This is a genomic window from Streptomyces sp. NPDC058678 (assembly GCF_042714835.1).
In the GTDB taxonomy this organism is placed as follows: Bacteria; Actinomycetota; Actinomycetes; order Streptomycetales; family Streptomycetaceae; genus Streptomyces.
Genome location: NZ_JBHXSG010000004.1, coordinates 32538 through 54459, shown reverse-complemented (window position 1 = coordinate 54459; position 21922 = coordinate 32538). Strand labels below are relative to the sequence as shown.

Annotated in this window: 17 protein-coding genes, 1 pseudogene and 1 riboswitch; of the genes and pseudogenes, 11 read left to right on the top strand and 7 right to left on the bottom strand. The window is 72.0% G+C overall.

Annotated features, from left to right (window positions below; all coding sequences use genetic code 11):
- Positions 1-72 precede the first annotated feature (72 nt).
- The 7 genes from ACFWWR_RS05955 (at position 73) to ACFWWR_RS05925 (ending at position 8202) form a co-directional block, all read left to right on the top strand.
- Positions 73-1245: an acetyl-CoA carboxylase biotin carboxylase subunit family protein gene (locus ACFWWR_RS05955; protein ID WP_384302168.1), complete on the top strand. Its 1173-nt coding sequence runs from the start codon at positions 73-75 to the stop codon at positions 1243-1245.
- A complete protein-coding gene (locus tag ACFWWR_RS05950; RefSeq protein WP_384302166.1) occupies positions 1242-2972 on the top strand; it encodes an IucA/IucC family protein in 1731 nt (576 codons plus the stop codon). The genes ACFWWR_RS05955 and ACFWWR_RS05950 overlap by 4 nt, the downstream gene beginning before the upstream one ends.
- Positions 2969-3472: a hypothetical protein gene (locus ACFWWR_RS05945; protein ID WP_383868157.1), complete on the top strand. Its 504-nt coding sequence runs from the start codon at positions 2969-2971 to the stop codon at positions 3470-3472. The genes ACFWWR_RS05950 and ACFWWR_RS05945 overlap by 4 nt, the downstream gene beginning before the upstream one ends.
- On the top strand, positions 3472-5205 hold the full coding sequence (locus tag ACFWWR_RS05940) for an IucA/IucC family protein (RefSeq protein ID WP_384302164.1): 1734 nt from the start codon (positions 3472-3474) through the stop codon (positions 5203-5205). Before ACFWWR_RS05945 ends, ACFWWR_RS05940 begins: the two co-directional genes overlap by 1 nt.
- Positions 5202-6401, top strand: coding sequence for a type III PLP-dependent enzyme (locus ACFWWR_RS05935; RefSeq protein WP_384302162.1), 1200 nt, complete (start codon positions 5202-5204; stop codon positions 6399-6401). The genes ACFWWR_RS05940 and ACFWWR_RS05935 overlap by 4 nt, the downstream gene beginning before the upstream one ends.
- Before the next feature lie 456 nt (positions 6402-6857).
- Entirely contained in the window at positions 6858-7226 is a 369-nt protein-coding gene (locus tag ACFWWR_RS05930) for a nuclear transport factor 2 family protein (protein WP_383868163.1), read from the top strand.
- Between the two features lie 22 nt (positions 7227-7248).
- A riboswitch (ZMP/ZTP riboswitch) is annotated at positions 7249-7330 on the top strand.
- A 23-nt stretch (positions 7331-7353) separates the two neighbouring features.
- Complete coding sequence (locus ACFWWR_RS05925) at positions 7354-8202, top strand: bifunctional 5,10-methylenetetrahydrofolate dehydrogenase/5,10-methenyltetrahydrofolate cyclohydrolase (protein ID WP_383868165.1); 849 nt, start codon at positions 7354-7356, stop codon at positions 8200-8202.
- Here ACFWWR_RS05925 and ACFWWR_RS05920 read toward each other — a convergent pair whose 3' ends face one another.
- Both ACFWWR_RS05920 and ACFWWR_RS05915 read right to left on the bottom strand, forming a co-directional pair.
- Positions 8203-9177, bottom strand: a complete 975-nt coding sequence (locus ACFWWR_RS05920) for a CU044_5270 family protein (protein WP_384302160.1) — start codon at positions 9175-9177, stop codon at positions 8203-8205.
- A gap of 484 nt (positions 9178-9661) precedes the next feature.
- Positions 9662-10168, bottom strand: a pseudogene (locus ACFWWR_RS05915) (RNA polymerase sigma factor); the annotation flags it as partial.
- A gap of 9 nt (positions 10169-10177) precedes the next feature.
- On the opposite strand from ACFWWR_RS05915, the gene ACFWWR_RS05910 reads away from it, so the two are divergent.
- Positions 10178-10453, top strand: coding sequence for a hypothetical protein (locus ACFWWR_RS05910; RefSeq protein ID WP_384302158.1), 276 nt, complete (start codon positions 10178-10180; stop codon positions 10451-10453).
- A gap of 227 nt (positions 10454-10680) precedes the next feature.
- On the opposite strand, the gene ACFWWR_RS05905 is transcribed toward ACFWWR_RS05910, so the two are convergent.
- Positions 10681-12657 (bottom strand): ricin-type beta-trefoil lectin domain protein, encoded by a 1977-nt coding sequence (locus ACFWWR_RS05905; RefSeq protein WP_383868170.1) that lies wholly within the window; start codon positions 12655-12657, stop codon positions 10681-10683.
- Positions 12658-12861: 204 nt separating this feature from the next.
- On the opposite strand from ACFWWR_RS05905, the gene ACFWWR_RS05900 reads away from it, so the two are divergent.
- A complete protein-coding gene (locus tag ACFWWR_RS05900) occupies positions 12862-14091 on the top strand; it encodes a glycosyltransferase (protein ID WP_384302312.1) in 1230 nt (409 codons plus the stop codon).
- Between the two features lie 77 nt (positions 14092-14168).
- On the opposite strand, the gene ACFWWR_RS05895 is transcribed toward ACFWWR_RS05900, so the two are convergent.
- The gene (locus ACFWWR_RS05895) at positions 14169-14831 is read right to left on the bottom strand and encodes a TetR/AcrR family transcriptional regulator (RefSeq protein WP_384302156.1); all 663 of its coding nucleotides are present in this window, start codon (positions 14829-14831) and stop codon (positions 14169-14171) included.
- Between the two features lie 171 nt (positions 14832-15002).
- Here ACFWWR_RS05895 and ACFWWR_RS05890 point away from each other — a divergent pair, with 171 nt between their 5' ends.
- Entirely contained in the window at positions 15003-16256 is a 1254-nt protein-coding gene (locus tag ACFWWR_RS05890) for a YncE family protein (RefSeq protein WP_384302154.1), read from the top strand.
- 11 nt (positions 16257-16267) lie between these two features.
- Here ACFWWR_RS05890 and ACFWWR_RS05885 read toward each other — a convergent pair whose 3' ends face one another.
- The 3 genes from ACFWWR_RS05885 to ACFWWR_RS05875 form a co-directional block, all read right to left on the bottom strand.
- A complete protein-coding gene (locus ACFWWR_RS05885) occupies positions 16268-16495 on the bottom strand; it encodes a hypothetical protein (RefSeq protein ID WP_384302152.1) in 228 nt (75 codons plus the stop codon).
- A 140-nt stretch (positions 16496-16635) separates the two neighbouring features.
- A complete protein-coding gene (locus ACFWWR_RS05880; RefSeq protein WP_384302150.1) occupies positions 16636-18501 on the bottom strand; it encodes a cellulase family glycosylhydrolase in 1866 nt (621 codons plus the stop codon).
- 87 nt (positions 18502-18588) lie between these two features.
- On the bottom strand, positions 18589-20559 hold the full coding sequence (locus ACFWWR_RS05875; protein WP_384302148.1) for a GTP-binding protein: 1971 nt from the start codon (positions 20557-20559) through the stop codon (positions 18589-18591).
- Between the two features lie 247 nt (positions 20560-20806).
- Here ACFWWR_RS05875 and ACFWWR_RS05870 point away from each other — a divergent pair, with 247 nt between their 5' ends.
- A complete protein-coding gene (locus ACFWWR_RS05870) occupies positions 20807-21910 on the top strand; it encodes an XdhC family protein (protein WP_383868186.1) in 1104 nt (367 codons plus the stop codon).
- Positions 21911-21922: the final 12 nt, after the last annotated feature.

Genomic DNA, 21922 nt, shown 5'->3' with positions numbered 1-21922 from the left:
GCAGCGGGCCGCCACCACGAGCGCGGCCCGCACTTCGACCCCCCGCCCGCTAGCGGAAGTTCCTGCCCAGTCATGCGCCTGTACCTGCTTGCCCTCAATCCGACCGACTCCGTCACCGAGGGCTTCCTGCCCGCCGCCGCCCGGCTGGGCCTGGACCTCACCGTCCTCACCGACCAGCCCGACGCGCACCGGGCCGCGTATCCGGACGTGGAGATCCTGGAGTGCGACGTCCGTGACTTCCGGGCCGTGATCACGCGGATCTCCACGCACCACCGGCCCGACGCCGTCTTCACCAACAGCGACCACCTCCAGACCCAGGCCGCCCTGGCCGCCGCCTACCTCGGCCTGCCCGGCAAGGACTGGCGGGCCACGCTGCGCACCAAGGACAAGGCCGAGATGCGTCGCCGGCTCGCCGCGGCCGGCGTGGACAGCGTGTGGTCGGCCGAACTCACCGCGCCCGCCGCGCTCGACGCGCCCTATCCCTGCGTGCTCAAGCCGCGCGAGGGCGTGGCCAGCGAGGACGTCGTCCTCGTCGAGAGCGCCGAGGAACTGGTGTCGTGCTCCGAGGAGATCTGGGGGCGGCGTCCGGGTGCCGTGCTGGTCGTCGAGGAGTACCTCCCCGGCGAGCTGTACACCCTGGAGACCCTCGGCGACGGCACCGCCCGCCATGTCCTGGGCGGCTTCCGCACCGAGCTGTCGCCGCCGCCGTACTTCATCGAGGAGAGTCTCACCTTCGTCCCGGCACACCCCGAACCGGTGGTCGCGCAGGTCCTGGAGCAACTGGACGCGCTGGGCGTCGGGTTCGGCGCCTGTCACACCGAGTTCGTGGTGCACGCGAGCCGGGCGCGGATCATCGAGGTCAACTACCGTGCCATCGGCGACCAGTGCGACCTGCTGCTGGCCCGGCTGCTCGGGATACCGCTCTTCGAACACATCCTGCGCATTCACCTCGGCGAGCCGCTGCCGGCCGGCCTGGGCGCCCGCCGCGACGGGGCCGCGCGTCTGGAGTACCCGTGCGCCGACCGCGCCGGAACCCTCGTCGGCGCCCCCGCGGCCACCGAAGTGACCGTCGACGGCGTTCACCTGACGTACCGTCCGCTGCGTGCGGTGGGCGAGCGGCACGAGCTGTACCGCACCAACCGCGACTACCTCGGTGTCCTGCGGGCCGCCGGCGCCGACCAGCCCACGGTGGACCGCGTCTCGGCCGAGTTCCTGGCCGCCCGGCGCTGGGAGATCCAGCCGTGACCGCGCCGAGCACCACGGACACCCGCGAGGCGGAGCTGCTGACCCGTGTACTGAGCGCCCTGCTGCGCGAGGACGTGGTGGGACTGCGCACCCGCAGCACGCTCGTGCCCCGGCCGGACGGCGACTGGCTGCGGCTGGCGGCACCGGAGGGTGACGCCCTGCTGCTGCCCGTCGCCGAGGACGGCTACCAGTGCGTGTACGCCGCGCGGCTGCCCCTCCTCGTACGCGAGTCGGACGGCAGCGGGCTGACCTCGTACGAGAGCGTGCTGGGCGCGCTGCGTGCGCTCGCCGAGCCGGAGGACCGGGGCGGTTTCGACGCGTTCACCGAGGAGTGCCGGCAGACGCTGGCCACACTGCGGCTGCACGCGGCGACCCGGTCACAGGTGGCCGGGCGGCTGACCGGCCGGTACGGCGACGACCCGGCGCGCTGGACCGGCCCGACCGCCGGCCTGGCGTACGACACGCTCGCCGCCCGGCTCGACCATCCCGTGTATCCCACCGCGCGCGGACGCGCGGGGCTGGGCGAGGACCAACTACGCCGGTACGCCCCGGAGTTCCATCCGCGGTTCGCGCTGCGCTGGCTCGCCGTGCCGCGGGACGCGGTCGCCCTGACCGGCACCCTCCCGCGGTTCTGGCCGACGCCGAAGGCGCTCGGTCTGCCCGAGGTGGAGCACACGCATGTGGCGCTGCCCGTGCACCCGTTGACCGTCGGCGCCCCGCTCGACGCGGCGCTGCGGGATGCGGGCCTCTCGGACAGCGCCGTGCTCGCCGACCGGGCCCACCTCGACGTCGTGCCGACGCTGTCGATGCGCACGGTGGCGACGGCCGCGGACCCGTCGGTGCACCTGAAACTCCCCTTGGTCACGGCCACGCTGGGCCTGCGCAACAAGCGTTCCATCAAGCCCGGGACGCTCGTGGACGGAGCGGTGGGGCAACGGCTCCTGGAGGCGGTGATCGCCCGTGAACCCCGTTTCCGGGACACCATCCTGCACGCCGACGAGACGACGTACGCGCACGCCGGTCACGAGCTGCTCGCCGTCCTGTGCCGCCGGCACCCGGCCGGGCTCGACGACTCGGCGGTCGTACCGATGGCGGCGCTCCTCGCCGAGGCCCCCGACGGACGGCCGGTCGTCGACCACCTCGCCGACCGATTCCACGACGGGGACCCGCTCGCCCTCCTCGACGCCTGTCTGACCCTGCTGTTCGACTGGCAGACCACCCTGTTCGGGTACGGCATCGCGCTGGAGTCGCACCAGCAGAACATCTCGCTGGTGCTGCGACCGGGCAGTGTGCGGCTGCTGTTCAAGGACAACGACGGCCCCCGGGTCAACACCGAGCGGTTGCGCGCCGCGCTCCCCGGGCCGTGGGCCTTCGACGACGTGCGGACCTTCGTCCGGGACGACGGGCCGGTCGCCGACCTGTTCGCCACCATCACGGTCCATCTGTGCGCGGGCGCCTACGCGTTCGGGCTGGCCCGGCAGGGTCGCGCCCCGCTGCCCGCGCTGCTGGGGCTGGTGCGGGACCGGTTGGCGGAGGCGGTCGGCCGGCTCGGCGGGGAGGCCGGGGCCGTGCTGCGCGCCCGGGTCCTGGACGCGCCGACGTTGCCGGTGAAGGCCATGGTGACCGCCGGGACGCTGCTGACCAAGGAGCGTTCGGGCGCCGTCGACATCAACAAGCACTACACCACCGGCCCCAACTACCTGCGCGGTGCGGGCGGTTCGGCATGAGCGCCGAGGCCCTGCGGATGCCGGGCTCCCCGTTCGGCGGAGGCCGGGTCCACGCGGTGGCGGGCTGCCGCTTCGTCCCGTCCGTCGCGGCGCCCGGACTCGCGGCGCTCGAGGTGCACTCCGCGTTCCGGAACCGCCCCCGCGCCGGCCTCGCGTTCGGCTTCGTCTGCACAGCCGTCGGACTCGCCGGACCCGGTGTCACCCGTTCCCTGCCCGCGCTGATCGCCGTACGGCTGCCGCTCGGCGCCGGACTCGCCCTCGGGCAGGTCTGCCTCCGGGTACTGGCCGCCGACCGCGCCCGCGGCCGGGCACCCGGCGGGCTGTCCGGCGCGCTGGAGTCCCTCTCCGAGGCCGGCGCGGTCGCCGCCGGCACGGCCGCGGCGGCGGGCAGTGCCCGCTTCGGTCCGGCCGCATCCGTACGCACCGGCGGTGCCGCCGCCTTCGCCGTCCTCGCTGTCACCCGCCCCCCGCTGAAGTTCCGCACCCGCTGGAGCCGTTGATGCCCTCCCTGACCCACTCACCCACCCGCACCGCTGCCCCCGCCGAACTGCCGACCGCCGACGAGGTGGTGGCCCACACGCTCCTGAACTGTCTGCTGCGCGAGGTGTCCGGACCCGAGCGCCAGTCCGTCGTCACCGACGGGCGCCTGCTGCTGCGGCTGCCGCGCCGCGGGGTCCTGCTGCGCGTCGCCCTGCGCCGCAGCTCGCTGCTCGGCGCGCACCGGTTCACCGGCCCGGTGAGCGAGCAGAGCGAGGGCGGCTGGGCGGAGATGGACTGGCGACGCCTGGCCGAGTACACGCACGACGAACTGTGGCTGCGCACCGGCGTTCGCAACGAGGAGTTCCTGGAGCAGATCGCCTCCAGCCACCAGGCGGTCCTGACCGCGCTGAGCACCGTACGAGCCGACCCGGCTCCCGACGACCTGCTCTCGGCGTACCTCGTCTCCGAGCAGTCGCTGCTGTTCGGGCACCGCTTCCACCCCACACCCAAGGCCCGCACCGGCGACCCGCGCGCCTGGTCCGCGTACGCCCCGGAGGTGAGGGCCGCGTTCCCGCTGCGGCACCTCGCCGTCCGCACCCACCTGATCGCCGAGGAGTACACCGACCCCACGGCCGTCGCCCCGCTGGACCGGCAGCGCGCGGACGTCCCGGACGGTTACCGGCTGCTGCCCGCCCACCCCTGGCAGTACGAGACGCTCAGGGAGCATCCGGCCCTGCGCGCGGCCCTCGCCGACGGCGACGTCCTCGACCTCGGCCCGGGCGGACAGCCCTTCGCCGCCACCGCGTCCGTGCGCACCCTCTACGACGGCCGGACCTTCCTGAAGTTCAGCCTGAACGTGCGGATCACCAACTGCCTGCGCAAGAACAGCAGTTACGAGCTGTCCGGCGCCGTCGCCCTCACCCGCGCCCTGGCCCCGGCACTCGCCGACCTCGCCCGGCGCTTCCCCGGCAGCGCCGTGCTCCGCGAGCCCGCCTACCGCACTCTCGCCCTGCCCGGCCCCGACGGAACACCGGACCGCGCACTGTTCGAAGGCTTCGGCGTCATCGTCCGCGAGGGGCTGCCGCGCCGGCTCGCTCCGGGCACCACTCCGCTGCTCGCGGGCGCCGTCGCCGACGAGTACCCGACCGGCCCCGCCCACATCTCCCGCCTCCTCGACGGGGCGGACGAACAGCGGACCCTGGAATGGTGGTCGGCCTACCTCGGCCTCCTCCTGCCGCCCGTCCTGGCCGCCTACTTCGACCACGGCCTGGTCCTGGAACCACACCTGCAGAACGTCCTGATCTGCGTCGACGGCGACGGCATGCCCGCCCAGGTCCTCTTCCGCGACCTGGAGGGCACCAAGCTCGTCCCCGAACACCACGCGGAAGCCCTGGCCGCCCTGCCGCCCGAGGTCGCGGGCCCGATGACGTACGACGCACAGCGCGGCTGGGACCGGGTCGTGTACTGCCTGCTGGTCAACCATGTCGCCGAGCTGCTCGCCGCCCTCGCCGACCTCCACCCGCGGGCCGAGGCCGAGCTGTGGGGCCGGGTTCGGGACACCCTGCGGGCGTACGCCGACCGCACCGGCTGTCCGCCGCGCCTGGCCGCGCTGCTCGCCGGGGTGCCGCTGCCCGCCAAGGCCAACCTGCTCACCCGCTGGGAGCGCAAGGCCGACCGCGAGGCCGGATACGTCCGGCTGCCGTCGCCTCTCGTCGAGGACATCCTGCGCGACACGACCGGGAGCATCCGATGACCCGCACGACGGCCGCGGTCCACGATCGCGCCCTCTCCCTTGCTTCCACCGAACTCCCCGCCTACTTGTACGACTTGACGGCACTGCGCGCCCATGCCGCCGCCGTGCGGGACGCCCTCCCCGAGCAGGTCGAGCTGTACTACGCGGCCAAGGCCAACCCCGAGCCGGAGATCCTCGCCGCACTCGGTCCGTACGTCGACGGCTACGAGGTCTCCTCGGGCGGTGAACTCGCCCACGTCACCGGGGCGGTCCCGGGCCGCCCGCTCGCCTTCGGAGGCCCCGGCAAGACGCCGGACGAGGTGACGACCGCGCTGGAACGGGGCGTCGAGCGCTTCCACGTGGAGAGCGAGTACGAGCTGCGCATGCTGGCCGAGTTGGCCCGACGGTACGCGCCGGGGCGGCGGGTGGCGGTGCTGCCGCGCGTCAACCTGCCCGTTCCAGACGGCTCGTTGGCGGGTGGTTCACTGGCCATGGGAGGACGACCCACGCCCTTCGGCATGGACCCCGCGCGGGCTGTCGAATCCGTCCGTGCGCTCGCCGACGGCACCTACCGCCACCTCGAACTGCGGGGGGTGCACGCCCACTTGGCGAGCGGCCTGGAAGCTGGCGAGCAGCTAGCAGTGGCCGAGACCGTCGTCTCGTGGGCGACGGGTCTCGGCGTGCCGCTCGCCGAGGTGAACATCGGCGGCGGCATGACCGTCGACTACGCCCACCCGGAGCGCCGCTTCGACTGGGCCGCCTACGGCAAGGGCCTCGCCCGGCTGACCGAGACGCACCCGGGCCTCACGCTGCGGATAGAGCCGGGGCGGGCGTTGACGGCGTACTGCGGCTGGTACGTCACCGAGGTGCTGGACGTGAAGCACAGCCACGGCGAGGAGTTCGCCGTCGTCCGCGGCGGCACGCACCATCTGCGGACCCCGGCGACGAAGGGGCACGACCAGCCCTGTTCCGTACTGACGGTGGACGCGTGGCCGCACCCGTGGCCCCGGCCGACGGCGGAGGGCGAGCGGATCACCGTGGCCGGACAGCTGTGCACACCGAAGGACGTACTGGCCCGGAACGTGCGCGCCCCCGCGCTGAGGGCCGGGGACCGGGTGGCGTTCGCGCTGGCGGGTGCCTACGCGTGGAACATCTCGCATCACGACTTCCTGATGCACCCGCGGCCCGGCTTCCACTTCCTCGACGCCGAGGACTAGTACCCCGACTCGTGACAGCGGGCAACGGAAAGGGCCGCTCCGGTGGTGCAGTTCGATCAGGTCGTTGAGGCGGTCGAGCCGGCCCGACCGCTGCGAGACGCGGCATCTCCGCCTTGTGCTCAGCGGGCAAGCCGCCCGTGGCGATCGAGGCGAAAGTGGTGATGGGGTTCGGCCGACCGGCACTCGGGGCAGCCGCGTCGACCGCGTTGGTGAGAGGAGCGGCGAGGCCGGTGACCCCGACGGCGAGGCCCACGGCGGCGACGACACGTCGTGTCGAGATCATGCACCCAGCGACGCCGTGGGGGCCCTGACCAACACGGGCGGGGGCCGGTGTCGCTCACCCGTCAGGCGCGCGCGGACTGCGCTTGCCGAGCCCGCCGGGGCGGAGGAGTCTCGAAGGGAGAGGCCCCTCGCGGCCCGCTCCTCGCCGGGCCGCGGCCTTCGAAGGAGGTCACCATGGGCAGTGCGGCACGTTCCGGGTTCGACGCCGAATCCCTGCGCCGGGCCATCGAAGGACACACTGCGGCGAGTCTTCTGTCGCTCTACGCGGACGACGCGGAGATACGCGTCGTGGACCGCAACACCCAACCCAGCAACCCCAAGGTCCTGCACGGCCGGGACGAGATCAGCGAGATGCTCGAGGACGTGTACAGCCGCGACATCAAGGCGCACAAGCTGGAGCAGTGCGTCGTCCAGAACGACCGCGTCGCCTTCACCGAGAGCTGCGAGTACTCCGACGGGGTACGCGTGTTCGCCGAGTCGATGGTGTCGTTGCGGGACGGGAAGATCGTCGACCAGACCATGATCCAGGCCTGGGACGAGTAGTCAGGAGCAGGAGGTTACGCTGGTGGCGGGCCGTGACTGGCGCTGAGGTGGAGCACCACCGGGGAGCGGCCCGCGAGCAGCTGCCGTGCGCCTGGGCGATCCCGTCGACTCGGCTCAGGAGTGGATCATGTCTCAGGCCCGGCTCATGGACGGCACCGCGATTGCCCGGCGCACCCTGGAGGACACCGCCAAGCGGGCGGCCGACCTCACCGGACGCACAGGGCGGGCGCCCTGCCTGGCAACCGTGCTGGTCGGGGAGGACCCCGCTTCCGTCACCTACGTCCGCATGAAGCAGAACCGCTGCCGCAAGGCCGGCATCAAGTCGCGGCACGTGGCGCTGCCCGCAGCCACGACCACCGACGAACTGGTCGCCGCACTGCGGTCCCTGTCGGACGACCCCGCCGTGCACGGCATCCTGCTCCAGCACCCGATGGGTGCCCACGTCGACGAACGGGCCGCGTTCGAGGCGATCGCGCCCGAGAAGGACGTCGACGGCGTCACCTTCGCCTCCTTCGCCACCATGAGCTTCGGCCTGCCGGGCTTCGTGTCCTGCACCCCCGGCGGGATCATGCGCCTGCTCGACGAGTACGACGTCGACCCGGCCGGCAAGCGGGCCGTGGTCGTGGGCCGGAGCGCCATCCTCGGCAAACCGGTCGGCATGCTGCTGCTCGCCCGCGACGCGACCGTCACCTACTGCCACTCCCGCACCCGGGACCTGTCCGCGGCCGTTCGCGAGGCGGACATCGTGGTCGCCGCCGTCGGCCGGCCGCGGCTGATCCGGGGCCAGGACATCAAGCCCGGCGCCGTGGTGATCGACGCCGGGTACAACGCCGGGAACGTCGGCGATGTCGACTTCGACTCCGCCATGGAACGAGCCTCGCTGATCACGCCGGTGCCGGGTGGCGTCGGACCGATGACGATCGCCACGCTGCTGGAACAGACCGTGGACGCGGCCACCCGGCAACTCGGGCGGTGATCAGCGCATCCACGCGCTGTACTCCATGACGTCGCCCGCCCTGACCCCGTACTCGGGCTCGTCGACCGTGAAGGTGGCCTCCATCCCGAGGACGGCGCCGGTGGCCGGGTCCATGATCAGCATCCGGCGGGCGCCGTCACCGTCGTACACGTACGCCTGGCCGCTCCGGCCAAGACGGTCGGTGACCCGACCGACCGGCCGCAGCCCTTCGGTGTCCGCCAGGAGTCGGGCGATCGCCGCGTCCTCGCGGGCGCCGAGGGTCCAGTGGTCGAGCAGTACACCCACGGCGTCGAGCAGTTCGGGCGTGGTCAGCGGGGAGTCGATGTACTGCGCCTCCTGGAGATAGGCGCGCAGCCGCGTCGGGTCGTGCGGCGGCGGCGACTGTGGCGGCGCGTCGCTCCAGCTCGGCCCGAAGGTCTGCCTGCTGACGACGTGGCCGTCCTCGACCAGGCGGGGCTCGCCGTCCTCGTCGGACATGACCGGCCGACCGGGATGCCGCGGGTCGGTCGCCACGACCAGTTCCGTGTGGCTGTCGTCGGCCTTCCAGCGCACGATCCGCTCCTCGGCGAGGGTGACCGGGGGCTTGTCCTCCGACATGCCCATGCTCCACGAGAGGACGTGCGTGCCCTTGCGCAGCCCGGACGAACCCTCGTCCGCGTCCTGCGCGGCCCGCTCGGCCAGCACCCCGAGGGGTACGGGGCTGGAACCGGACTGCACGACCAGCGGGCGGGGGGCGGCGACCGCGGGAGGCGTGTCCGGACCGCCGAGCACGAGGGCCAGCGCGAGGGCGGCGACGACCGCGGTGGCGACGAGGCCCCAGGCCAGCCGGGCGCGGCTCCGGGAGCCCGGGGTCTGCTCGTGCAGCAGCCGGTTGAGATGCCGCTCGGCGTGATGGTCCAGAGGGCCGTCGCCGAAGTGGGCTGCGCCGACCGGGACCGGGTTGGCGCGGCGCAGGAGTTCCAGTTCGTCAGCCATGGCCGTGTTCCTTCGACGAGTGCAACGGGTGCGACGGGGCGGGCCGGTTCGAATAGGGCTCCGCATTCGACGAGGTGGCCCGGTTCGACAGGGGCGTTGCATGCGACGGGGCCACCGCGTCCGACGAGGCCACCGCGTTTGCCGGGGCCGCCACAGTCGACGAGACCGCCGCATCCGACGAGACGGCCGCGTTTGCCGGGGCCGCCACAGTCGACGAGGCCACCGCGTCCGACTTGACCGCCGTATCCCACGAGGCCACCGCGTCCGACGGGGCCACCGCGTCCGACTTGACCGCCGCATCCCACGAGGCCACCGCGTCCGACGGGGCCGCCCGGCTTGACTGGGCACCCGCATCCGACGAGGCCACCGCGTTTGCCGAAGCCGCCGCAGTCGACGAGGCAGCCGCGTCCGACGGGATCGCCCGGCTCGGCGGAGTCGCCCGGCTCGGCGGAGTCGCCCGGCTCGGCTCGTGCGGGTCCGTTGTGGTCGCGGGGCACGTGCGGTCGATCTCGGCTCTCAGTCGGCGGCGGGCGCGGTGCAGCCGCATCGAGGCTGCGCGTCGGCCGCAGCCGAGGGCGACCGCGACCTCGTCGATGCCGAGTTCCTCCCAGGCCGTCAGGCGCAGTACCTCCCGGTCGGCCGGGGAGAGCCGGGCGAGCGCGTCGTGCACCCAGCCGCCCGGTGTCTCGGCGTCGGGGCCTGCCGCGATGTGCCGCCCGTGCGCGGTGTCGTCGTTGCCGAGCCGGTCGACGAGCCGGCGGCGGCGCCCGTGGCCCCGTACCGCGTTGGCCAGGCAGTTGCGTGCCACGCCGTACAGCCAGGGCAGCGGGGACACCGGCAGGTCGGCCCGGCGGCGCCAGGCGACCGTGAACACCTCCGCCACCACTTCCTCCACCTCGCTGGTCCGCCCGTCCAACCGTCGCGCGACGTAGCGGCTGACCGCCCAGTAGTGCTCGCGATAGGCAGCGGCGAAGTTCTCGTCGTTGCTCATGTTCCGTTTGTGTCCGGCACCTTCGTGATCGTCACACCCGTCTTTTTGACGCTCGTCGATCCCGTCGAGTGTGGGCTCCGGGCCGGGCGCGAAGGGACATCGAGGAACACCTCCTCCTCGCCGCCGCCCCCACGGAGGGACGTACCGCCGCACTGGCTGACCGACGCCCAGCGGGGGGAGGTTGAGCACCGGTTCGAGGCGGAGTACCTCGCACTGGCCCGCGCCTCCTGGCGGCGCACGGTCGCGCGGGCCGGGGAGTTGCGGGCCGGGCACGGGGAGGCGTAACGCGGCGTGCGGCGCCGCCTGCTGACTGCTGGGCGGCGCCGCGGTGGCTGTGCTGGTGGGTCTCTCCTAGTGAGCCGGTCCGGAGATGTGTGAGCAGTAGCGGCAGATCCGGTCGAGGATCTGGTCGGCGGTCTTGGTCCATTTGAAGGGCCTGGCCTGGTCGTTCCAGACCTTGATCCAGTCCTCGAGTGCGGCCTTGAGGTCAAAACCGGCTCACCAGGGGGGTGCTACGTCAGCGTCCACTTCTGGTTGTCGCCGCCGTTGCACGACCACAGCACGAGCAGCGAGCCGTTGGCCGTGCCGTTGTTGTTCGCGTCCAGGCAGAGACCGGCGTTGACGTTGGTGAGGGTGCCGTCGCTGTTCACGTTCCACTGCTGGTTGCTCTGGCCGTTGCAGTCCCAGATGACGACCTTGGTGCCGTTGGTGGTGCCGCGGTCGTAGGCGTCCAGGCACTTGTTGCCGTACACCACGAGTTCCTTGCGGGAGGTGGAGGTCCAGGACTGGTTCTGGCCGCCGTTGCAGTCCCACAGCTCGGCCTGGGTGCCGTTGGTGATGGTGTTGTCGTAGATGTCGAGGCAGCGGCCCGACTGCTTGCCGACGGCCAGGGTGCCGTTCGCGCCGGGCAGGGGCCTGACGGTGATCGAGTCGATGCCGGACGCTCCCGAGAAGGCGAGCGTGTTGGCGGAGCCCTTGGACAGGGAGGCCGCGACGGAGATCGTGCCCGGGCTCGATCCGGTCGGCGGGAAGGAGACCTTGGTGGGCGTCTGACCGTTGACCTGGAGGGTGGCCGTGCGGGCGGCGGAGGTGTTGTTGGTGTAGGAGACGTCGACCGTCTTCAGGCCCGTGCTCCCGGCGACCACGCCGGTGAAGCTCGACGTCCCGGTGTACGTGCTGCTCGCCGCCTCGGTGCCGCCGGTGACCGTGAGCATCACCGAGCCACCCGCCGGGACGCTCGTCGTGTAACTCGTGCCGTACGTACCGACGTCGGCGCGTGCCCACAGGTCACGGACGGTGGCATTGGCATTGGTCAGGCCCAGGTCCGACCAGCGCACGGTGATGTTCCTGGCGGCGGAGGTCCGGTTGAGCAGGACGACCGCGCGGTTGCCGGCGCCGGACAGGACCTTGCCGTAGACCTGCGCCCCGGTGGTGTCCTCGGCGACCTCGACGCCCTGGAGGCCGCGCGGGTCCTGGTCGACCGCGATGACCTCGGGGTTCTTCAGGATCGCGGCGGTCTCCGCGGTCATGGTGGCCAGGTTGTTGCCGGCCAGGAGGGGGGCGCCGGAGATCGCCCACAGGTTCATGTGGGTGCGGTTCTGGGCGGCGGTGAAGCCGTCCATGCCGACCATCAGCATGTCCGGGTCGTTGTAGTAGCCGGTGTGCTGGGACGTGGGGTGCAGGTTGGTGTCGTAGTTGGTCAGCAGGCTCGCCATGGAGGGCTTGTTGCCGTAGTAGATGATGTCGGTGTTGGTCCGCCACATCGCGCCCTGGCCCGGAGCCCAGTTCCAGGGGTTCTGGTAGCCCCAGTTGCACAGCGAGAGGGTCAGCGGCCGGCCCGTGGTCGCCGTGGCCTTCGTGATGGCGTCGCTGATGGCCTGGTACGTGGTCTTCGCGTCGAGGCCCTCGACATCGCCCCCGCACCAGTCGACCTTGACGAAGTCGAAGCCCCACTTCGAGAACTGGAGCATGTCCTGGTCGTAGTGGCCCTCACTGCCCGAGCCGGGCGCGGCGGGCCGGCCCGTCGGGAAGTAGTAGCCGCAGCCGTCCTTGCCGGCGTCGGTGTAGATGCCCGCCTTCAGGCCCTTGCTGTGGATGTAGTCGGCGATGGCCTTCATGCCGCCCGGCCACTCGGTCTCGTCGATCGTGATGTTGCCGGCGGCGTCCCGGGTGCCCTGCCACCAGCCTTCGTCGATGTTGATGTACTTGTACCCGGCCGCGGGCAGGCCCGCCGCGACGAACGCGTCCACCTGCTGCTTGATCACGTTGTAGTCGATCTTCGCGACGAAGCTGTTCCAGGAGGCCCAGCCCATCGGGGCGGTGGTCACCGGTATCTGACGGGTCGTCGCCGCCTGCGCCGGGGTCGGCTGGGCGAACAGCAGCGCGGCGGTCGCGGTCAGGGCGAGGACGAGGGCGCGGACGGCGGTGGCTCTGCAGCGCTGTGCGAGACCTCTGAGGGTCGGGCGGGATGATCGCGGCGGGGGGTACATGCGGCTCCTTCATGCGGGAGGAACACCGAGGTTGGTCGATATCTCGAACGAAGATCGATGTTCCGAACACTGTGCGCGCCGAACGTAGGGCCACCGGGGTGTCAAGTCAACGGATGTGACAGGCGTGATCTCGTCTCCCTGCACGGCCGTTGGGCCGGGGCGGCGCGGCCCGCCGCCATACTGGCCCTCGTGCGCGTAGCGATCATGACGGCGGGATCCCGGGGCGACGTGGCCCCCTACACCGGCCTGGGGCACGGTCTGGCCCGTGCCGGACACGAGGTCACCCTGGTCACCCACGCCCGGTTCGAGCCGCTCGCGGCGCGGGCCGGGCTCCGGTTCCATCCACTGCCGGTGGACCCGCGGGCGGAGTTGGAGTCCTCGCGCGGGCGGGGGCTGCACCGCAGCGCGTCCGGTGTGGGCAAGCTGGTGCGGGTGGTGGCGATGGCGCGGGCGCTGGCCGGTCGGATGACCGACGACCTGGTGGCCGCGGCCCGCACGAGCGACGCACTGCTCCTGGCCGCCTCCCTCGGCCCGCTGGGGCACACCATCGCCGAGGGGCTGTCCCTGCCGAGCATCGGCGTCCACCTCCAACCCCTCTCCCCCACCCGGGAGTTCGCGCCGCCGATGCTGGGCGTCGGCTCCTGGGGCTCCCTCGGCAACCGCGTCGCCGGGTTGGGCGTGAGCCTGGCCGTCGAGCAGGTCTTCGCCGCGGCCGTACCGCCCCTGCGTGCCCGGCTGGGGTTGCCCCGGGCCCGCACCACGGCGGCACTGCGGGCCCGGGAGCGGCAGGGCTGGCCGGTGCTGCACGGCTTCAGCCCGCTGGTGGTCGCCCGACCGCGCGACTGGCGGGCGGGACTTGACGTGGCGGGCTACTGGTGGCCGTACGACGGAGCGGACCGGCTCCCGAACCGGCTGGAGGAGTTCGTCGACGCCGGACCGCCGCCGGTCTTCGTCGGGCTGGGCAGCGCGACCGTGCCCGATCCCCGGCGCCTCGGCGCCGAGATCGTCCGCGCGCTTCGGGCGGCCGGGCTGCGGGGCGTGATCCAACGGGGCTGGGCCGGGCTGGAGGCCTCCGGCGACGACATGCTGACCATCGACGAGGTCCCGCATTCGCTGCTCTTCCCCCGGATGGCGGCCGTCGTCCATCACGCCGGCGCGGGCACCACCGCGGCCGGGCTGCGGGCGGGAGTTCCGGCCGTTCCGGTGCCGATCCAGTTCGACGAGGCATTCTGGGCGGCCCGACTGGTCGGTCTGGGCGTGGCCCCACGCGCCGTACCCCTGCGCCACCTGACGACCGACGCGCTGGCCTCGGCACTCGTCCGGGCCACCCGCGATCCCGGGTACGGGGAGCGGGCGCGGGCCCTGGGCGCGCGCATCCGCAGCGAGGACGGGGTCACGCCGGTGCTCGACGCGGTGAACCGGCTGGCCGGCTAGGCAGGCCCTGACAAGAAGCGGACTCCTCGCCTCGGATGGGCCGGCCGCCACGCGTCCACCGCGTACGCGCCGGCCCCCTAGCCGTCCCTCGGCGTCCACCCCGGCGGCCGCAGAATCCCGAGCAACTGTCTGACCAGTTCGTCGACCACCTCGTCCAGCGTGGCCTGGACCCACCCCGCGTTCCAGTCGTGCAGCAGGCCGTTGACGCTGCCGATGAACGCGGTCGCGGCGAGCCGGTAGTCACGGGGCGCCGCCTCCCCCCTCACGGCGAAGGCCTCCGCCTCGGCGCGGACGAGGTCGACCCAGCGGGCGCGGCGGGCCAGGCGCTGTTCCTCCAGGCGCGGGCTGACGCCGATGATCTCGACGAAGGTGATGCGGACGCGGCGCGGGTCGGCGGTGACGTTCGCGGCGTAGGCGCGGAAGATGGCGGCGGTGCGTTCGGCGATGGGCAGGTGCTGCGCGTCGGCGACCGCCGTGAGGACGGCCTCCTCCGCCCAGTCGTTGACCTGGAGGTGGAGGGCGGCGAGGACGTCCTCGAGGGTGCGGAACTCCTCGTAGAACTGGCGTGTGGACAGCCCGGCGGTCTCGCTGAGCGCGGCGACGGTCGTGCCCCGGTATCCGGGTGTGTCACCGAAGAGCTGGAGCGCGGCGTCCAGGAAGCGGCGGCGCCGCTCGGCCTGCCGTTCCTCGGCCGACTTGCCGCCGTAACGGCCGCTCGGCGCCCTGAGTCTGCCCGCCACCGTGCCTCCCCACTGCCTCGCCCCGTCCTGGGACACCAAGTTTGTCGTGTACGCGGTCTTGTCGAGAAGGCCACCCCTTCCTTACTTTCGAGTAAGTCAACTCTGAATGCACCCGTGTTCAGATTCATCGCCGCGCCCCGGCACCCGCCCACCCCAGAGGAGAGAGCACTCATGCCTGCTTTCAGACCCAGGCACCTTTGCTCCATGGCCGCCGCCCTCGTCCTGACCGTCACCGCCCCCGCGACCGTGGCCGGCGCCGCCTCGGACTCCTCGGCCGCGGCCCTGCGCGAGGTGATGTTCGTGGGCAACAACTGGGAGGGCACCGCCGACGTCATCAAGTCGTCCGGGGACTTCGCGAAGGTCGGCCGGATCAACGTGATTCCCGACAAGGACCAGCGGATGGCGGAGATCAACGCCGATCCGATCCGGTGGATCGCCTACATGACCATCCGCAACAGCGTCGGTGAGGGCCACGACCAGTACGTCGACGACATGTACTCCACGCCGGACGGCACGTCGGTGGTGGTCTCGCGGCCGAGCTTCGCCGACGTCGTCTCCATCGACCTGGCCACCGGGAAGATCAACTGGCGCTTCGCCGTGTCGGGTTACCGTTCGGACCACATGGCCGTCTCTCCCGACGGCAAGCGGGTCGCGGTGTCCGCGTCGACCGGGAACACCGTGCACGTGCTGGACATCGTCACCGGCAAGCAGCTCGGCTCGTTCGGCACGGGCGACAAGCCGCACGAGAACATCTTCACCAAGGACGGCAAGTACATCTGGAACATGGCCATCGGCGACGTGACCACGGCGACCGACGCGCCGTGGCTGGACTGGACGAAGGGCAACCGGCGCATCACCGTCGTCGACGCGACCACGTACCAGCAGGTCAAGGTCATCGACATGCGGGAGCGACTGGACGCGATCGGCCTCAAGGACCACTCCGACGCGGTACGGCCCGCCGTCTTCTCGCCGGACGAGTCCAAGCTGTACTTCCAGGTGTCGTTCTTCAACGGGTTCTTCGAGTACGACATCGCCACCGACAAGATCACCCGGACCAAGACCCTGCCGAAGAACCCGGCGACGAGTGACGACCGCACCACCTTCGTCAACGACTCGCGCCACCACGGCATTTCGATGAAGCCGGACGGCTCGAAGCTGTGCGTGGCGGGCACGATGGACGACTACGCGACCGTCGTGGACCGCGCCACCCTTCAGGAGGGCCCGCTCGTGCCCGTCGCCAAGCCATACTGGGCGACCGTCAGCGGTGACGGGAAGAGCTGTGTCGTCTCCGAGAGCGGTGCCGACCAGGTCACGGCCATCGACTTCGCCACCGGGCGGAAGACGGTGTCCGTCCCGGTGGGCGACCACCCGCAGCGCGTACGCGTCGGCCACGTGACGGCGGGCTGGACGGGCGCCACCTCCTGAGCCTCAACCCGTCAGCCGTCAAGGGCCTTGCCCGCCCCGTCCTCGGTCGCCATGTGCTGTGCGGCGACCGAGGACGGGGCGTTGGCCTGGGCCTGCCGCTTCACGACCAGGGCGACGGTGGCGGCGAGCCGTTCGGCGGTGCGGCCGAATCGGCCCCCTTGATGGGCCTCGGTGGCGTAGCTGAGGCCGAAGTCGATCTCGCCGGCGACCTCGAAGCGGTCCTGCGGGGTCAGGGACACGCCGGTCTACCGGACCTCGATGGCCCGCTCGGCGACCTCGGTGGCCCGCTCGGCGACCTCGGTGGCCCGCTCGGCGACCTCGGCCCTCCCCTTGCGTCGGGGTCAGGCTGAACCCCGACGCAAGGGGAGGTCAGGCGCGGTCAGCGGACACGCTGTGCCGCCCATGCGGACAGCTCGGAGCGGGCCGCGCTCAGCAGGGTCGACGGGGGTGCTGTCGTCCCGTTGGTCACCAGCGCGTAGTGCAGGACACCGTTGTCGGGTGCGGTGAGCAGGAGGCGGCGGCTGCCCGTGCCGCCCGGTTCCGCGGCCGCCGCGACCGGGGTCGTCCGGGTGTACGCCGGCGGGGCGTAGGAGGTGCCCAGGTCGGAGACGACCGTGGTGGTGGACGTGGGGAAGGATGCCGGGAGGTGCAGTTCGGTGGGGGCCGAGGTGCCGTCGGAACGCCACAGCAGCAGCCCGTACTGTCCGGAGCCCACCAGCCGGGAGACGTTCGGGAGTGAGCTCGGTACCGGGTTCCAGGTCAGGGTCGTGGAGCCGTCGCGGGAGCGGTCCTCGTAGGTGAAGGCGACGGTGGTACCGGCGGTGGCGCTCGGATAGAGACGGTCGAGGAGCCGGGCGTCCTGGCGCAGTTCGGCCGTCCCCGAGTCGTTCAGGCGTACGGCCGACAGGTCCTCGTCGTTCCAGGCGTCGCCGGTGGTGAGCACCTTGTCGGGGTTGCCGTTCATCAGCTCGCGGTGACGTCCGTTGTAGATGTCCCACTGCCATTGAGAGCCGGAGAGGACCGGGCCGGACGCCGTCGGGTTCGACCACCAGCTCGAGCCGGGAAGGCGGGAGTCGAGCGCCTGGTACATCGCCTTGAGGACCGTCGGGGCCTTGTCGGAGACGCTGCCTGCCAAGGGGTGGCCGAACTCGCTGATGATGCCGGCCGTGTCCGTGGCCGCGGCCCGGTCGCGGACCGTGCCGAAGTCGGTCGAGTACTGACCGTCCCCGGCCTTGCCCGGCATGAAGATCCCGGAGATGGCCTTCTGGTCGTAGAAGTGGGTGTTGAACACGTAGTCCGGACCGAGGGTGCCGGAGTCGAGGAGTCCGCCCTCCTGCTTCTGGAAGCTGATGTTGGCGTTCCAGAACAGGTTCGGCTCGACGAAGGCGGGCTTGTCCTGCCAGCCGGCCGTGTCCATGCGGGCGCGGAACTTCTCGTAGAACGGCCACAGCACGTCGCGCTCCCAGGCGCGGCTGGTCTGCCCGGAGTCGTACACGCCGGCGTGCGGCTCGTTGTAGGGGTCGAAGCCGACGACACCCGCGAACTCGGCGGTGCTGACGTGCTGTTTGACGTAGGCCATGGTCTTCTGGGCAGTGGTGAGGAACGCGTCCTGGAGGCCGTACGCGTTGTGCCAGAAGTCGTACGACGCCTGCTTCACGGCCTCGTTCTGGGTGATGTTCTGGCCCCAGAACAGGCAGATCCCGCAGCTCTCGTCCGGGTAGTTCCCGGCGTCCACGGCCCACTTGGGGGCGCCGTCGCCCGTGTACCAGCTGTCGGGGTCGAAGAGGTGGCGGGAGTAGAGGTCCTGGTGAAAGTCGGGGTAGACGCGGATGCCGGCGCCGAGGAAGGCGCGCATCTGGTCGGTGGCGGCGGCCAGGTAGGCCGTGTCGACCTGGCCGCGCACGGGTTCGGCGTAGGCCCAGGAGAGCAGGAAGCGGACCGTGTTGCCGCCGCCGAGGGCGCGCAGCGCGGTCGCGGACTTCTTCGCGTCGGCGACGGAGGCGAAGGGCAGGCCGTTGTTCTCGGCCAGTTTGGTCTCGCCGGAGACGTTGTAGCCGCGCAGGACGACCTCGCGGCCGAGGCCGTCGGTGAAGCGGCCGTCCTGCACGGTGACGGGGGTGTCGTCGAACCAGAGGGAGTCGGGCAGGGCTTCGGCGGTGGCGGGTCTCACGCCCGTCGCCGTCAGGAATCCGGAGAGGACCACCAGAACAACGAGCAGACGCGCGCGTATATTCGGCATGTCCATTACAGTCCGGTGATTTCCTGACAACGTCAACACCATCTGACTGATGAGTAAGTTTCTACTTCGGTGACCGCGTCGGAGACAGGGGCCTCACCCGCCCACCCGGCGTGTCACGTTCAGCAGGTACTCCTTGCGGTTCAGCGGGTTGTTGTCCGTGCGCGGCCTGCGCGGCAACGTGCCCTGCGTGACGGGCGCGTAGTGGTCGAAGGCGCTCTCCAGCTCCCCCTCACCCCGGGTCAGCCCCGGAAGCCGCTGCTCCAGTTCGTTTACCCGGTCCGCCGGAACGACACCTTCCAGAACGCAGGTCTCGCTCCGCGTCTCGGTGGTCTGCGGGACGGCCCGCACGGCGGCCAGCACCGGAAGCAGCGCGCCCAGGGTGTCCGCCGGGGCCTCGACGCGGAAACGGTGCATCGGCTCGTACACCCGCGTGCCCGCACGCCTGAGCGCCTCCACGAGGACCAGTGGGGTCAGCCCCCGGAAGTCGGCGCCGGTGCTGGACATGCTCTTGTCGAAGCCCTGGTGGGAATGGCTCTGCCGGGGCCAGTAGCCGCGGTGGGTCATCGTGACCGTGCAGTCGGTCACCTGCCAGCCGTGCAGGCCCTGGCCGAGGGTGTCGCGCACGGTGTCCTCGACGGCCTTGAAGAAGGCGTACGGCATGGAGCCGAGCTCCACCTCGAGACGGAAGCCGACCCCCGTGCCCGGCGACGCCGGGTCGACGCGCAGGCCGACGGTCGCGAGGAAGGGGTTGGCGTCCTTCTTGATGAACTCGACCGCCGCCCCGGTGCCGGCCGGCCGCTCGATGCACAGGGGTGTCGTCTCCCGGAAGGTGACGTCGAGTCCGAACTCGTCGGCGAGGGTGGCCTGGATGACCTCCTTCTGCACCTCGCCGTACAGGGACACGGAGGTCTCCCGCCGTACCTCGTCGTGCCGCAGGCCGATCAGCGGGTCCTGTTCGGCGAGCTGGGTGAGCGCGAGGTGAAGGGCTCTGCCGTCCGTGCCCGGGCCGGGAACGACGACGGTTTCGAGGGTCGGCGGGGCGAAGAAGTGGCCGTACGCCTTGCGGGGTTCGCCGAGGGAGTCGCCGATCCTGATGTCGGCGAGGCCTCGGAGCCTGGCGATGCGGCCCGCGGGGACCGTGTCCCGGCGGACGTCGGTGCCGTGGTCGAAGACGCTGATCGCGGTGATCCTGCCGTCCTCGCGGGCGTCGGCGAAGGAGATCCGGTCACGGGTGCGCAGGGTTCCGGAGAACATCCGCGCGTACGCCACCTTCTCCCCCGCCGGGCCCCGTTCGACCTTGAAGACGGTGCCGGAGAGCGGGCCGTCGGGGTCGCCGCCCGCCGCGGGCAACAACTCCTTGATCCCGCCGATCAGTTCACCGACGCCCGCGCCCGTGACGGCGGAGCCGAAGAACACCGGGTGGACCAGGGCCTGCCGGGTCCCGTCGGCGAGGGCGGCGCGCAGCCGGGCGTCGCAGACGGTGCCCTCGACGTAGGCGGACAGCAGGTCGTCGTCGTGGTCGGCGAGGACGTCGAGCGCGGCCGGGCCGAGGCCGGGAACGAAGTGGGCGCCAGGGGTGCCGAGTCCGGCGGCGGTGCCCATCGGTACGGCGGCGGGCGTGAGCCGTTCGGAGATCGCCCGCAGCACGCCCTCGTACCCGGCGCCCCGTCGGTCGATCTTGTTGACGAAGACGAGTGTGGGGATGCGCAGGCGCTGCAGGGTCCGCATCAGGACGCGGGTCTGCGCCTGGACGCCCTCGACCGCCGACACGACGAGCACGGCGCCGTCGAGGACGCCGAGCACCCGTTCCACCTCGGCGATGAAGTCGGGATGGCCGGGAGTGTCGATGAGGTTGACGGTCACGTCGTCGATCGCGAAGGAGACGACGGCGGACTTGATGGTGATGCCGCGCCGGCGCTCCAGCGCGAGGGTGTCGGTCTGCGTGTTGCCGTCGTCGACGCGGCCGATCTCGTCGATCACCCCGACCGAGTGCAGCAGCCGCTCGGTCAGGCTGGTCTTACCTGCGTCGACGTGGGCGAGGATGCCGAGGTTGAGCAAGTGCACGAAGCGTCATGTCCTTCGAAGAGGGGGTCATTCCTTCCGGGGCGGACATGAACGGTGCGCGCATGGGTGCTCCTGAATCGTGCGGTGAGGCGGTGACAAGGTCACCTGAAGTGCAACAGGTCCAGGGCCTCGGCGGCAACGGATTAACGCTCGACCGGTGGCGGCCAGCAGGTGCACGACCGGCGCCCGGCTCACCCGGGTGACAGGGTGAGAGGTGCCGACGTGGCTCGCGTGGAAGGAGCGGATCGTGCGTGACATTCTCCCGGTGCTGAGCGGCTGGTACGCGGCCCGTGCGCCGTTCGGCCTGGCCACGGTGGTGGCGGTCAGCCGCAGCACGCCGCGCGATCCCGGCGCGGCCATGGCCGTGGGTCCGGCCGACGAGGTCGTGGGCAGCGTGTCCGGCGGCTGCGTCGAGGGGGCGGTCTTCGAGCTCGCCCAGGAGGTGGTGGCGAGCGGGGAGGTCCGCCTGGAGACCTTCGGGTACAGCGACGCGGACGCCTTCGCGGTCGGGCTCACCTGCGGCGGCGAGATCACCCTGCTGGTCCGGCCCGTCACCCCGGGGTCGGATCCGTCCTTCGGCGCGGTCGCCGAGTCGGTCGCCGCCGGCCACCCGGTCACCATGGCCACCGTCACCGACGGGCCGGCGCCGCGCGGAGCCACCCTCGCGGTGTGGCCGGACCGGGTCGCCGGCACGCTCGGTACCCCGGGCCTGGACGTGGCGGTCGCGGCCGACGCGCGCGGCGAACTCGCCCTCGGCACCACGGGCCTGCGGCACTACGGCCCCCACGGCGAACGCCGCGAGGACGCGGTCAGCGTCTTCCTGCACTCCTTCGCGCCCCAGCCGCGCATGCTGGTCTTCGGCGCGATCGACTACGCGGCCGCGGTCGCCCGCATCGGCGACTTCCTCGGCTACCGGGTCACCGTGTGCGACGCCCGCCCGGTCTTCGCCACCCCCCAGCGCTTCCCGGAGGGCGCCGAGGTGGTCGTGGACTGGCCGCACCGCTACCTCCGGGGCACCGGCACCGACGACCGCACGGTGATCTGCGTCCTCACGCACGACCCGAAGTTCGACGTGCCGCTGCTGGAGGAGGCGCTGCGCCGGCCGGCCGCGTACATCGGGGCGATGGGCAGCCGACGCACCCACGACGACCGGCTGCGGCGGCTGACGGAGGCCGGCCTCACGGCGGGCGAGCTGTCCCGGCTGCGCTCCCCCGTGGGCCTCGACCTCGGGGCCCGCACCCCCGAAGAGGTCGCCGTGTCCGTCGCCGCGGAGATCGTCGCGCTGCGCTGGGGCGGCAGCGGCGCCCCGCTGACGGCGACGGCGGGAGCGATCCATCCGTCCGGGTCCTAGACCCCGTCCCGC